Source organism: Cellulosimicrobium sp. I38E (assembly GCF_001647255.1).
Classification (GTDB): domain Bacteria; phylum Actinomycetota; class Actinomycetes; order Actinomycetales; family Cellulomonadaceae; genus Cellulosimicrobium; species Cellulosimicrobium cellulans_E.
On record NZ_LUAZ01000025.1, the window covers coordinates 1 to 13,368 of the forward strand.

10 protein-coding genes and 1 tRNA gene are annotated in these 13,368 nt (G+C 73.6%); 6 read left to right on the plus strand and 5 right to left on the minus strand.

What is annotated here, in order from left to right; genetic code table 11:
* Nucleotides 1-90 precede the first annotated feature (90 nt).
* The 4 genes from A0J59_RS08965 to A0J59_RS08980 all read right to left on the minus strand — a co-directional run bounded on the left by A0J59_RS08965 (nt 91) and on the right by A0J59_RS08980 (nt 3,841).
* Nucleotides 91-339, minus strand: a complete 249-nt coding sequence (locus A0J59_RS08965; protein ID WP_021482065.1) for an acyl carrier protein — start codon at nt 337-339, stop codon at nt 91-93.
* A 165-nt stretch (nt 340-504) separates the two neighbouring features.
* Nucleotides 505-1,512, minus strand: coding sequence for a beta-ketoacyl-ACP synthase III (locus tag A0J59_RS08970; RefSeq protein ID WP_047234689.1), 1,008 nt, complete (start codon nt 1,510-1,512; stop codon nt 505-507).
* Entirely contained in the window at nt 1,509-2,510 is a 1,002-nt protein-coding gene (locus tag A0J59_RS08975; RefSeq protein WP_047234690.1) for an ACP S-malonyltransferase, read from the minus strand. The genes A0J59_RS08970 and A0J59_RS08975 overlap by 4 nt, the downstream gene beginning before the upstream one ends.
* A 131-nt stretch (nt 2,511-2,641) precedes the next feature.
* Entirely contained in the window at nt 2,642-3,841 is a 1,200-nt protein-coding gene (locus A0J59_RS08980) for a CdaR family transcriptional regulator (RefSeq protein WP_047234691.1), read from the minus strand.
* A 121-nt stretch (nt 3,842-3,962) separates the two neighbouring features.
* On the opposite strand from A0J59_RS08980, the gene A0J59_RS08985 reads away from it, so the two are divergent.
* Nucleotides 3,963-4,649, plus strand: a complete 687-nt coding sequence (locus tag A0J59_RS08985) for a hypothetical protein (RefSeq protein ID WP_064315889.1) — start codon at nt 3,963-3,965, stop codon at nt 4,647-4,649.
* 126 nt (nt 4,650-4,775) lie between these two features.
* Here A0J59_RS08985 and aceE read toward each other — a convergent pair whose 3' ends face one another.
* A complete protein-coding gene (gene aceE, locus A0J59_RS08990; protein ID WP_064315890.1) occupies nt 4,776-7,538 on the minus strand; it encodes a pyruvate dehydrogenase (acetyl-transferring), homodimeric type in 2,763 nt (920 codons plus the stop codon).
* Between the two features lie 432 nt (nt 7,539-7,970).
* Between aceE and A0J59_RS08995 the strand changes: the two genes are divergently transcribed.
* The 5 genes from A0J59_RS08995 (at nt 7,971) to A0J59_RS09015 (ending at nt 13,361) form a co-directional block, all read left to right on the plus strand.
* Nucleotides 7,971-8,384 (plus strand): DUF3052 domain-containing protein, encoded by a 414-nt coding sequence (locus A0J59_RS08995; protein ID WP_047234694.1) that lies wholly within the window; start codon nt 7,971-7,973, stop codon nt 8,382-8,384.
* Complete coding sequence (locus tag A0J59_RS09000) at nt 8,368-8,865, plus strand: peroxiredoxin (protein WP_047234695.1); 498 nt, start codon at nt 8,368-8,370, stop codon at nt 8,863-8,865. Before A0J59_RS08995 ends, A0J59_RS09000 begins: the two co-directional genes overlap by 17 nt.
* Before the next feature lie 146 nt (nt 8,866-9,011).
* Nucleotides 9,012-9,085, plus strand: a tRNA-Val gene (locus tag A0J59_RS09005).
* Between the two features lie 140 nt (nt 9,086-9,225).
* On the plus strand, nt 9,226-9,552 hold the full coding sequence (locus A0J59_RS09010) for a hypothetical protein (protein WP_053371211.1): 327 nt from the start codon (nt 9,226-9,228) through the stop codon (nt 9,550-9,552).
* Nucleotides 9,553-9,629: 77 nt separating this feature from the next.
* Nucleotides 9,630-13,361 (plus strand): DUF4132 domain-containing protein, encoded by a 3,732-nt coding sequence (locus A0J59_RS09015; RefSeq protein WP_064315891.1) that lies wholly within the window; start codon nt 9,630-9,632, stop codon nt 13,359-13,361.
* Nucleotides 13,362-13,368 lie beyond the last annotated feature (7 nt).

A 13,368-nucleotide genomic window follows, 5' to 3' on the forward strand; every position in this document is an offset into this window, starting at 1 on the left:
CGGTCGGCGACGCCGTGTCCTTCATCACGGGCGCCCAGGCCTGAGCACGCCCCGCCTGCCCCGCAGGCCTGCGGGGCAGGCGGGGCGTGCTCAGGCCTGGGCGCCCGTGATGAAGGACACGGCGTCGCCGACCGTCGTGAGGTTCTTGACCTCGTCGTCCGGGATGCGGACCCCGAACTTGTCCTCGGCGTGCGTGACGATCGTCATCATCGACAGCGAGTCGATGTCGAGGTCGTCGGTGAAGGACTTCTCGAGCGCGACGGCGTCGGTCGGCAGACCCGTCTCCTCGGCGACGATCTCGGCGAGGCCGGCGAGGACTTCCTGCTCGGTGTAAGCCATGGTTTCTCCTTGTCGTGGGGCCGGCGGCGACCGGTCCCGGTGGCGGTGCCCGGTGGGTGTCCCGGGCGGTACAGCGGTAGACGGTGCGTGCGACGGACGGGTCCGCCGACGGCGTGGGTCCTCCCGCGGCGGGGAGGGCGGCCGTCCGTCCAGGGTGATTCTCCCCTACGGCAGGACGACCACCTGCGCCGCGTAGACCAGCCCGGCGCCGAACCCGATCTGGAGCGCGAGGTCGCCGGAGCGGACCTGGCCCTCGTCGAGCAGACGCCGCGTGGCGAGCGGGATCGAGGCGGCCGACGTGTTGCCGGTCTCCGCGATGTCGCGGGCCACCGCGACGGTGTCGGGGAGCTGGAGCTGCTTGATCATCTGGTCGATGATGCGCATGTTGGCCTGGTGCGGCACGAACGCGCCGATGTCGCCGGGGGCGACCCCGGCCTCGGCCATGGCCTTGGCCGCGACGGGCGCCATCTGGAACGCTGCCCACTTGAACACGCTCTGCCCGTCCTGGCGCAGCGTGGGCCAGCCGAGCGAGGGGTCCTCGCGCAGGTCCGACCACGCGTGCGTCTGGCGGATGGCCTGCGCCTTGCCGCCGTCGGAGCCCCACACCGTCGGGCCGATGCCCGGGGTGTCGGACGGTCCGACGATCGCGGCGCCGGCGCCGTCGCCCAGGAGGAACGAGATCGACCGGTCCGTCGGGTCGATGAAGTCGCTCATCTTCTCGGCGCCGACGACGAGCACGTGCGTGGCGATGCCCGCGCGCACGAGCGCGTCGGCCTGCGCGATCGCATAGGCGTAGCCCGCGCACGCGGCCGAGACGTCGAACGCGGCGGCGGGCGTGGCCCCCAGGCGCTCGGCGAGCACCGCGGCGGCCGCGGGCGTCTGGTGGAAGTACGTGACCGTGGAGACGATGACGGCGTCGACGTCGGCACCCTGGAGCCCCGCGCGGGCGAGGGCGTCGCGCGCCGCCGCCTCGGACAGGTCGAGCACGTCGACGTCGGCCCCGGCGCGGCGGCGCGTGACGATGCCGGTGCGCTGGCGGATCCACTCGTCCGACGAGTCGATCGGACCGGCGATGTCGTCGTTCGTGACGACGTTCTCGCCCCGCACACCGCCGATCGCGAGGATCCGCGAGTGCGCCGGGCCCGTGGCCTGGCGCAGCGTCACGCCGCTCACGCGTCGTCCCCGGCGGGGACGGAGGTCTTCGCCGCGCCGCCGACGACGGAGTGTCGGGCGATCAGGTCGCGGGCCGCCTCGACGTCGTCGGGCGACTTCACGGCCACGGACTCCACGCCCTTGAGCGTGCGGCGCGCGAGGCCCGTGAGGACGCCGCCGGGCGCGAGCTCGAGGATCGCGGTGACACCGAGCTCCGCGAGCGTCTCCTGGCACAGGTCCCAGCGCACGGGCGCGGCGATCTGCGCGGTGAGGCGCCGGACGACGTCGCGCGCCTTGCCGAACGTGCTCCCCTCGATGTCGATCGTCCCGTACGACTCGCCGTCGGCGTTCGAGAGGAACGGCAGGCGCGGGTCGGCGACGTCCCACGACGCGGCCACGGGCTCGAACGCCTCGAGCGCGGGCTGCATGAACGGGGTGTGGAACGCCCCGGCGACCTGGAGCGGGATGACGCGCGCCTTGGCGGGCGGGTTCTCGGCGAGGGCCGCCAGGTGGTCGAGCGCCCCCGCGGCGACGACCTGACCGCCGCCGTTGACGTTGGCGGGCCACAGGTGCGCTGCCTCGATCGCGGCGAGCACCTCCTCGGGGTCGCCCCCGACGACGGCGCTCATGCCCGTGGGCGTCGCGGCGGCGGCCGCGGCCATCGCGCGCGCCCGGTGCGCGACGAGCCCGACCGCGCCGACGTCGGTCAGCGCGCCCGCGACCGCGGCGGCGGCGAGCTCGCCGACCGAGTGGCCCGCGGTCACGTCGACGACGTCCGCGGTGTCGCGGCCGTCGAGGATCGCCCGCAGTGCGACCAGGGACGACGCGACGATGAGCGGCTGGGCGACCGCGGTGTCACGGATCGTCTCGGCGTCGGACTCCGTCCCGTGCGCGCGCAGGTCGAGGCTCGCGGCCTCGCCGAACGCGGCGACCTGGTCGGCGAGGCCGGCCAGCTCGAGCCAGGGGGCGAGCATTCCGGGGGACTGGGAGCCCTGTCCAGGGCACAAGACGGCGAGCACCCGTCAACTGTGCCAACCCGAGGCTTCCAGGCCACGTCACGACCCGCACCAACCTTGCGGAGGGTGATTGTGCCGAACCTACAAGAGTGCGACGGTCCGGTGCGACGGCCGCTCCCGGCGCCGACGCGGGCTCAGCGCGTCGTGGAGAGCTGGCCGAGCGCGAGCGCGACCTGGAGGACGAACGACTCGCGCGCGTCGAGCGGGTCCCAGCCGGTGATCTCGGAGACCTTGCGCAGGCGGTAGCGCACGGTGTTCGGGTGCACGTACAGCGACCGGGCCGCCGCCTCCAGCGACCGCCCCGTGCCGAGGTACGCCGACAGCGTCTCGAGCACGGAGCCCGTCGCCTCCGCGAGCGGCCGGTACGCCTGCGCGACCAGGGTGCGCCGCGCCGTCGTGTCGCCCGTGAGCACGCGCTCGGGGAGCAGGTCGTCAGCGAGGACCGGGCGCGGGGCCTGGGGCCACGCCGGCGCGGCGCGCAGGCCCGCGAGCGCCGCCTGGGCCGAGCGCGCCGCCTCCTCCAGGCCGGGGACGGTGGGGCCGATGACGACGGGACCGGGCCCGAACCGCGGCAGGAGCGAGGCCGCCGCGGCCTGGAGGTCGCCCTCCCCGCCGAGCACCAGGACGAGGCGGTCGCCGTGGATGCCGACGAGCGCGTCACCCGCCGCGCGGCGTGTCGCCCGCCGCAGCTCGGCCGTGCGCACCTCGTCGAGCGTCGAGGCGATCGTGCCCGCCATGACCAGGGTCGGGCCGTGCCCGCCCCAGCCGAGCGCTGAGACGCGCGAGCGCAGCGAGTCGTCGCCGTCGCCACGGATCAGCGCGTCGACGACGAGGGCCTCGAGGCGCGCGTCCCACGCGCCGCGCACCTCCGCGGCGCGCGCGTAGACCTCGGCCGCGGAGAACGCGACCTCGCGCGAGTAGCGCAGGACCGCCTCCCGCAGGTCGCGCTCGCCCCCCGGGGCCGCGAGCTGGTCGGAGTACGCCTCCACGACCTCGACGACGATGCGGACGAGCTGGAGCGTGTTCTGGAGCGAGATCGAGCGCGTCAGCTCCGGCGGGGCCGCCGCGAAGATGTCGCTCACGCCGTGCGGCGGGGCCAGCGGGTCCGCGTACCAGGTGACGAACGCGGTGATGCCGGACTGCGCCACGAGCCCCACGTACGAGCGGTCCTCGGCCGGCAGCTCGCGGTACCACGGGATCTCGTCGTCGAGGCGTCGCAGCGCGGCCGACATGAGCAGGCCGCTCCCGTCGCGCAGGCGCTGGAGGTTGTCCGCGTTGCCCGTCGGGCCGCTCGGGGCGGACGCGCTCGAAGGCGTCCTGGGGGTGGCCGTCACGCGCCGAGCATACGGTCCGTGGTTGTGGACAGTCCACAAAGGCGTCTGTCCCCGCGGCGCCCGACCTCGCTCTACCCCCGGCCGCTGGGTGAGCGTCCGGACGACCCGCTAGGGTCGGGACATGGCCCTCATGCCCCGACTTCGACAGCTCATGCGTCGGCCGACGTCCGCGTCGACCGTCGGCACGCGCCGCCCGCGGTCCGGGGAGAAGCGCGGGGACACGGTCCACGAGGACGCGCTGCGGGCGATGCTCGTCGACGACCCCAACGACGAGCGCGCGTTCCGTGCGCTCGCCGAGCTGGTCCGGCGCCGCGCCGCAGAGGGCCCGGCTACGGACGACCCGCTCGCCGCCCCCGCGGACGAGACGGAGAAGCAGCGCGCCGCCGACCTGGCGGTGTGGGCGCTCGCGGAGGAGCTCGCCGGGCACCCCAAGGGGTGGTACCCGCTGGTCGAGCTCGGGCGCCTGTCCCTCGAGGACGACCAGGAGGCCGCGCTGCGCCGGTTCGCGACGGCCGCGGAGCGCGACCCGTCCGGCCGCGCGCTCGCGCAGTCGATGGAGGTGCTGCGCACGGCGGGCCTGCCCGTCGAGGCGCTGGGCCTGGGCGTCGGGCACTGGCGCGCGCGCGAGCACGAGCCGGAGGTCGGGCGCCAGCTCGTTCTCGCGGCGATCGAGGCCGACCGGCCGCTGGAGGCGCGGCACCACCTCGCGTCGCTGGTCGAGTACGGCGACCCGGAGGGCGTGGCCGCCCTGCACGCCGAGCTCGAGCGCACCGTCGCGCAGGCCGAGCAGCACCGCGCCGGGACCTGACGGCCCGCCCGGGCGAGGACGCGGCGGGACCGCTGGTGCGCCGTCGGGCCGCCCGACTGCCCGCACGACGACGGCCGGCCACCCCGCGGGGTGACCGGCCGTCGTCGTGCTACCGGGCGGGGGCCGTCAGGCCTCGCCGCCCGCGTTGCCGGAGGTGCCGGCGGTGACGTCCATGAGGCGGTACTTCTCGATCGCCTGGGCGGACGCGTCCGCGGGGACCTTGCCCTGCTTGGCGAGCGCCTGGAGCGTGCGCACGACGACGGACGGGCCGTCGATCTTGAAGTGACGGCGGGCCGCCGCGCGCGTGTCCGAGAACCCGAAGCCGTCGGCGCCGAGCACCTCGTAGTCGCCCGGGACCCACTTGCGGATCTGGTCGGGGACGAGGTGGTCGTAGTCGCTCGTGGCGACGAACGGGCCCTCGGCACCGGACAGCTTCTCGGTCACGTACGCGACGCGCGGCTCGGCGGACGGGTCGAGGAACGCGGCCTGGTCGGCGGCGAGGCCGTCGCGGCGCAGCTCGTTCCAGCTCGTCACGCTCCACACGTCGGCCGCCACGCCCCAGTCGTCGTGGAGGAGCTGCTGCGCCTCCAGCGCCCACGGGACGCCCACGCCCGAGGCGAGGATCTGGGCACGCGGCCCGTCGCCCTCGCCGACGGAGATGCGGTGGATGCCCTTGAGGATGCCCTCGACGTCCACGTCCTCCGGCTCGGCCGGCTGGACCATCGGCTCGTTGTACACCGTGAGGTAGTACATGACGTTCTGGTCGCGACCGTCCGCGCCCACCCCGTGCTCGCCGGGGCCGAACATGCGCTCGATGCCGTCACGCACGATGTGGCGGATCTCGTACCCGTACGCCGGGTCGTACTGGACCATGGCCGTGTTCGTGCCCGCGATGAGCGGCGAGTGGCCGTCGGCGTGCTGCAGGCCCTCACCGGTCAGGGTCGTGCGGCCCGCGGTCGCGCCGATGATGAAGCCGCGCGTGAGCTGGTCGCCCGCCGCCCAGAACTGGTCGCCGGTGCGCTGGAAGCCGAACATCGAGTAGAAGATGTAGAACGGCACCATGATCTCGCCCTGCGTGGCGTAGGACGTGCCGACCGACTGGAACGCGGCCGCGGAACCGGCCTCGTTGATGCCGGTGTGCATGATCTGGCCGGCCTCGGACTCCTTGTAGCTCAGCATGAGCTCGCGGTCCACGGCGAGGTAGTGCTGGCCCTGGGTGTTGAAGATCTTCGCCGACGGGAAGATCGAGTCCAGGCCGAACGTGCGCGCCTCGTCCGGGATGATCGGCACGATGCGCTTGCCGAACTCCTTGTCCTTGATGAGGTCCTTGAGGAGCCGGACGAAGGCCATCGTGGAGGCGATCTCCTGCTGGCCCGAGCCCTTCTTGAGGATCTCGTAGGCCTTGTCGCCCGGGAGCGCGATCGGCTTGGGCGACGAGCGGCGCTCGGGGACGAACCCGCCCAGCTGCTGACGGCGGTTCAGGAGGTACTGGATCTCCGGGGCGTCGGCGCCCGGGTGGTAGTACGGGGGCTCGTACGGGTTGGCGTCGAGCTCCTCGTCCGTGATCGGGATGCGCAGCGAGTCGCGCAGCGCCTTGAGGTCGGCCAGGCCGACCTTCTTCATCTGGTGCGTCGCGTTGCGGCCCGCGAACGTCGGGCCGAGGGCGTAGCCCTTGACCGTGTGCGCGAGGATCACGGTCGGCTGGCCCGTGTGGGCACGTGCCGCCGCGTAGGCCGCGTAGATCTTGCGGTAGTCGTGGCCGCCGCGCTTGAGGTTCCAGATGTCGTCGTCGGTCATGTTCTCGACGAGCTGCTTGGTCCGCGGGTCGCGGCCGAAGAAGTGCTCGCGGATGAAGGCGCCGGACTCCGCACGGTACGTCTGGTAGTCGCCGTCGGGCGTGACGTTCATGAGGTTGACCAGGGCGCGGTCCTTGTCCGCGTTGAGCAGGACGTCCCACTCGCGGCCCCAGATGACCTTGATGACGTTCCAGCCCGCGCCGCGGAACTGCGCCTCGAGCTCCTGGATGATCTTGCCGTTGCCGCGCACCGGGCCGTCGAGGCGCTGGAGGTTGCAGTTCACGACGAACGTCAGGTTGTCGAGCTGCTGCTGCGCCGCGAGCTGGAGCATGCCGCGCGACTCCGGCTCGTCCATCTCGCCGTCGCCGAGGAACGCCCACACGTCCTGCTGCTCCGTGTCACGGATGCCACGGTTGTGCAGGTACTTGTCCGTCCACGCCTGGTAGATCGCGCTCGCCGGGCCGAGACCCATGGAGACCGTGGGGTACTCCCAGAAGTCGGGCATGAGGCGCGGGTGCGGGTACGACGGCAGGCCGCCGCCGGGGTGCGACTTCTCCTGGCGGAACCCGTCGAGCTGGTCCGCCGAGAGGCGGCCCTCGAGGAACGCGCGCGCGTACACGCCGGGGGAGGCGTGGCCCTGGAAGTAGACCTGGTCGCCGCCGCCGGGGTGGTCCTTGCCGCGGAAGAAGTGGTTGAGGCCCACCTCGTACAGCGTCGCGACCGACGCGTAGGAGGAGATGTGGCCGCCGACGCCGATGCCGGGGCGCTGCGCGCGCGTCACCATGACCGCCGCGTTCCAGCGGATCCACGAGCGGTAGCGGCGCTCGAGCGCCTCGTCGCCGGGGAAGTAGGGCTCCTCGTGCACACCGATCGTGTTCACGTAGGGCGTGGTGAAGGAGGTCGGGACGGCGACGTTGCGCTCCCGGGCCCTCTTGAGCAGGTTCAGCAGGACGTAGCGGGCGCGCGGGCCCCCGCGGTCGTCGATCAGGCCGTCGAGGGCCTCGACCCACTCGCCGGTCTCGGCGGGGTCGAAGTCCGGAACCTGGCTGAGCAGACCGTTGATCAGCGGTCCGGTCTCGTCGTACGAAGCCACCAGCAACCTCATATCTCGTCGGATGCCGGGCGCACGGCCGCGCGGTACACGGCCGACACCCGTCTCGGGGCCACTCCGGGCACGCGGCCGCGGCCGCTGGTGGCGACCGCGCCTCTTCACGAGACCAGGGTGGTCTACCCATTGTGTTCACAACGCGCGCGTAAGTCACACCATCGGGTGGTCAAGAGGGCGTGATTTCGGCGACACGAACCGGAGGGGAGGCGTCCCGGCGTCGTGCGGGTGCGGTGCCCGCCGGTGGGCCGGGCACCACGTGCCGGACCGGGTGTCCGTGGCGGGCACCTTGCCAAGCAACGGATCCTCCGGTGGGCTACCTTTGCCAGACACGGCAGGTCGTCGTGCGCGCGGGCGTCCGCCCGCGCGTCGGTGGCCCGCCGCACGGACGCACAGGACGAGGAAAGGAACGACACGACAGTGACCGACACCGCAGGGCCCCTCGGGGCGGACCGCCTGGGGTTCGCGCCCGGCAACGTGGTGCAGGAGTTCGGCTGGTCGGAGGACGTCGACGACGACCTGCGCGGTGAGCTCGAGCAGCTCGTCGGCGGAGAGCTCGTCGACGAGGACTACGACGACGTCACGGACGGCGTGATCGTCTGGTTCCGCGAGGACGACGGCGACCTCACCGACCTGCTCGTGGACGTCCAGACCGTGCTCGACGACGGCGGCCTCATCTGGGTGTTCACGCCCAAGCCGGGCCGGTCCGGGCACGTGGGCCACAACGACATCCAGGAGGCCGCGACCACGGCCGGGCTCCACGCGACGAGCACGTTCGCCATCGCGCCCGACTGGTCCGCGACGAAGCTCGGGACCCGTGGCCGCGGTCGCTGACGAGGGCGTCGCCGACGTCCGGGCCACGCCGCCCGGGCCGGGCGACCCCGCACCCGACTTCACGCTTCCCGACACGCACGGCACGCCCGTGCACCTCGCCGACCTGCGCGGCGGGCCGGTGCTCCTCGTGTTCTACCCGTTCGCGTTCTCCGGCATCTGCACGGGCGAGCTGTGCGAGCTGCGGGACAACCTCGAGGACTTCGAGGCAGCCGGCGTGACGCTGCTGGGCATCTCGTGCGACTCGGTGTTCGCGCAGAAGGCGTGGACGGCCCAGGAGGGCTTCGAGTTCGACCTCCTCTCCGACTTCTGGCCCCACGGCGACGTCGCCCGGGCCTACGGCGTGCTGGACGAGGAGAACGGGCTCGCCCTGCGCGGCTCGTTCCTGCTCGACGCCGACGGGATCGTGCGCTGGTCGGTCGTCAACCCGCGCGGGCAGCGTCGCGACCTCGAGGGCTACCGGCGGGCGCTCGAACAGCTCTGACGCGGGCTCGCCGCGGCGGCGCCGCTGCCGTCGCCGAGCGGATGCCGACGGCGGTTCTTTGCGTCGGGTTGTCAGGTCCGGGCATCGCGCCCCAGGCGTGGCCGGTGGCGGGGTGCCGACCCGGTAGGCTGTGCTCCGCTGTTCCAGGGCCTGTAGCTCAGCTGGTTAGAGCGCCACGCTTACACCGTGGATGTCGGGGGTTCGAGTCCCTCCGGGCCCACCCCGACCGTAGGACTCGTGCGCACGTCGTGGCGGGTACGCGAGACGTCGCCCTCGAGAACGACGGCGAACGTCCGACGTCGCGCTCACGGCCCACGCCTGGCGTGGCCGACCGGCGGACTGCGATGGCAGTCTGACGCGGTGGCCCACAAGAAGCGGTACGGCGTCGTGATCGTGGTGGTGGTCGTCGCGGTGGTGGCGGCAGGTCTCGCCCGCGGCATCTGGCAGAACGGTCCGCGCTGGGCGTGGAAGCTCGCGGACCTGGACCGGAACGAGCTGCTCCTCGGCGGGGTCGACGACGTCGAGGACGGTGAGGTCGTCACGGTCGACGACGACTCGGTGGTCGTGCGGTACACGCGACCGGAGCTCGACTTCTTCGGGGTCGCCACAGGGAACGTGGGCCAGGAGGTGTGCTACCGGTTCCCCCTGGACGACCCGGACGCCTTCCGCCGGGTGACCTGTCCCTGAGCCGCGCGGGCGGCGTGTCGGCGCCCGCCCCTAGCATCTGCCGCACCAGCAGCGACGACGTGACGGTGAGGTAGAGGGTGCTCGAGAAGGTCAAGGGTCTGTTCCGACGCGACGAGGAGCAGGCGGGAGGTGGCCGCCCGAGCGCTCGGCTCGTCGACGCGCTGAAGGTGCTCGCCGTCGAGTCGCCGGGGCTCGCGGACCGCGCGGTCGCGTACGTGCACCGGGGCGAGGGGCCTGAGGTCCTGCTGGAGCTCGAGGCGCTGCGCGGCGGTGACGTCGAGGCTTTGCTGGGGCGGCCGGGCCAGTCCGGGATCTACTCGTGGACGACGCCCGCGCAGGACGAGCGACTCAAGGCCGCGGTGCCGGGCTGGACGTCCGCGAAGGCCGTGACGGCCCGGTCCAACCTCTACACGCTGAGCGACTCCGTGACGATCCCCGAGCTCGTGCGGCTCGGTCGGGTGCTCAGCGCCGTGTCGTCGGAGGTCGACCGTGAGCGCCCGACCGACCCGCGCTGGCTGACGGTGCTGGTCAACGACATGTCGCGGCGCGCGAACGACCGCCGCAAGGGCAAGAACGGCAAGCAGGCACCCGACCGCTGGACGCCGGACCTGCTGGTGGCGCTCGCGGTCGAGGGCGGCGTGCCGGAGGCCGACGCGCCGGCGGTCGTGCTGCGCGAGCTCTTCGAGCGCCCGACGTCGTCGGGCTGGGCGTCGCGGCACCTCGGCCCGGCGCTGCTCGGCGGCCCGGCGCGCGACTTCGTGGTCGCGCACGTCGACGTGGCGACCCAAGCCCTGCCGGGTGTGAGCGCCGCGGGGCGGACGGAGCTGGTCGAGCTCCTGGCGCCCGACCCGGCGGCGACGGACGCGCTCGCCCCGCTCCTGGCGCGGCTCGCGGCGGACACGAGCAAGGGCGTGCGCGAGGCTGCGGTGGCCGCCGTCGCGCAGCTCCCGGGCGAGCGTCAGCGCGAGATCCTCACCCCGCTCCTCACGGCCCTCCCGCCGTCCCGGCTCGGGACGGTCGTGACGCGCCTCGCGCAGGTCGACGGCGGGCTGGCCGACCTCGAGCGGGCCGCCGAGCAGTCGACCGGCGCGCGCGCGACGCTCCTGCGCGACACCGTCGAGCGTGCGCGCGTGCTCGACGCCGCGCAGGAGGACGAGCCCACCATCGACGTCCCGCCCTACGAGCCGTTGCCGGAGACGGTGCTCGGCGACGAGTTCGTGCAGGCCGCGCGGGCCGCGATCGACACCGCCCTCGAGCGTGCCCGCGCCGAGCAGGCGGCCCACCCCGGCAAGGGCAAGGGCGACGACGGGTGGCCGCGCTGGCGTCGCCAGGCCGTCGAGCAGGACCTCAAGGAGCTTCCCGGCATCACCGACGACGACCTCCGGATCTTCGCCGCGTTCCTGTCCGGGACGAGCACGCGCCGCCCGGGCGGCGTCGCGATGCGCCGGCTGTCCGCACCGGGCGTCTTCTCGCGCCTGCCGGGCATCACCCTCCTGCACCGGCTGCGGCTCCAGGCGAACGAGGCGCGCGGCCACAGCGAGCGGTTCGGCTGGTACCGGCTCAACGAGGGCGACATGCTCGACGTCGACCTGCGCGTCCTCGACGAGGCGCTGCGGCGCATCGGTCGCGACGACTCCGAGGCGCTGATCGACGAGCTGTACTTCTCGACGTGGTGGGCCATGGACACGGTGACGCCCGAGAACGCGTGGCCGTACTACGCGGGGCGGCTCGACCGGCTCGCCGCGGCGCTCGACGACCGCGAGCGCACCTACGGCACGACGAAGCTCGCACGGGCGCTCGCGGTGCTCGCGCAGCTCCCGCACGTCCCGCGCCGGTTCCTGCCGCGACTGACCGAGCTCGCCCTCGGCGAGGGCCGCACCTACCGCGCGACGGCACAGGCGGCGCTGAGCACGCACCCCGGCGTGCGGGGGCTCGCCGAGCAGGGGCTCGGGAACGGCCGGTCCGAGGTGCGCCGCACCGCGGCGGAGTGGCTCGCCCGGCTCGGTGACGCCGACGCGGTCCCCGCGCTCCGGGCCGCGCTCGCGAAGGAGCGCAGCGAGGTCGTCCGCGCGGCGCTCCTCACGTCGCTCGAGAGCCTCGGCGAGGACATCTCGGTCGACCTCGCGCCCGCGCTGCTGCTCGCCGAGGCGACCAAGGGGCTGCGCTCCAAGGCCCCGGTGAGCATGGCGTGGTTCGACCTGGGCTCCCTGCCGGACGCGCGCTGGGCGGCGGACGGCTCACCGGTGGACCCGACGATCCTGCGCTGGTGGGTCGTGCTCGCGGTCAAGCTCAAGGACCCGAGCGGCGCGGGGCTCCTCGAGCGGTACCTGTCCCTCCTCCAGGAGGAGGACCGGGCGCGCCTCGGCAGCTACGTGCTGGCCGCGTGGGTCGCGCAGGACACGCGCAACCCGTCGGCGCAGGAGAGCGAGGCGCACGCGACGGCCGGTGCCCAGCAGCGGTACGACCAGTACCAGGCGTGGGCCAAGCGCTCGCCGGAGTACTACTCGGTCGAGGCGTCCAAGACGGTCGAGGACCACCACCGCGACCTGTACCGGGAGCACCAGGCGACCTACGTCGGCTCGGCGGTCAAGGACAAGGGCATGCTCGCGCTCACGGTCGCGATGCCGGGCGGCGAGCTCGCCGCGACGTTCCAGCGCTACGCGAAGGCGCACGTCGGCCGCCGGGCGCAGACCGAGGCGCTCGTCCAGGCGCTCGCCGCGAACGGACAGCCGGCCGCGATCCAGGAGCTCCTCGCCGTCTCGCGCCGCTTCCGGCAGGCGACCGTGCAGGAGACGGCGCAGCGCCTCGCGGCCGAGCTCGCGGACCGGCGTGGCTGGACGGCGGATCAGCTCGCGGACCGGACGGTCCAGACGGCGGGCTTCGAGGACGACGGCCTGCTCCACCTCGACCTCGGGTCGCGCGAGTACGTCGGGCGCATCACGCCCGCGTTCACGCTCGAGCTCACGAGCGACGCCGGCAAGGTCGTCAAGGCGCTCCCGGCCGCGCGGGCGCAGGACGACCCGGAGCTCGTCTCGGCCGCGAAGAAGCAGCTCACGGCGAGCCGCAAGGAGCTCAAGGCGGTCGTCGCGCTCCAGACGCAGCGGCTCTACGAGGCGATGTGCGTGGGCCGGACGTGGACCGCGCAGGAGTGGCAGGAGTACCTGCTCGGCCACCCGCTGATGTCGCGGCTCGTCGAGCGGCTCGTGTGGGTCGAGAACCCCGGCACGGACGCGGCACGCCCGTTCCGCCCCGACGGCGGCGCGCTCCTCGACGCGGACGACGAGGACGTCGAGCTCGGCGCGGGGTCGACGGTCGGGATCGCGCACGCTGTGCTGCTCGGTCCGGACGCGACGGCCGCGTGGTCGGCGCACCTCGCGGACTTTGAGGTCACGCCGCTCTTCGCGCAGCTCGACGTCGCAACGCCCGACGTCCCCGCCGGCGCGACGGCGATCGACGACCACAAGGGCTGGTTCTCCGACAGCTTCTCCATCCGCGGGCGTGCCACCAAGCGCGGCTACACGCGCTCCCAGGCCGAGGACGCCGGGTGGTTCAGCGCGTACACGAAGTCGTTCGCGAGCGCGGGGATCGTCGTGCAGATCGAGTTCACGGGGTCGTTCGTCCCGGAGGAGAACATCGCGGCCGCGGTGACCGCGCTGACGTTCGAGCGGACCGGCCGCGGGTCGGGTCGCGGGAACGCGCGCATCGCGGACCTCCCGCCCGTGCTCGTCGCGGAGGCGTACCGCGACTACGTCGCCGTCGCCGGTGCGGGCGTCTTCGACCCCGACTGGGAGCGCAAGAGCCAGTACTGACCGTGCC

What these genes read in the sequence shown, in the direction of transcription:
- A0J59_RS08965 (WP_021482065.1), bottom strand. Translation starts at nt 339, where the DNA reads ATGGCTTACACCGAGCAGGAAGTCCTCGCCGGCCTCGCCGAGATCGTC.
- A0J59_RS08985 (WP_064315889.1), top strand. Translation starts at nt 3,963, where the DNA reads ATGGCCCTCATGCCCCGACTTCGACAGCTCATGCGTCGGCCGACGTCC.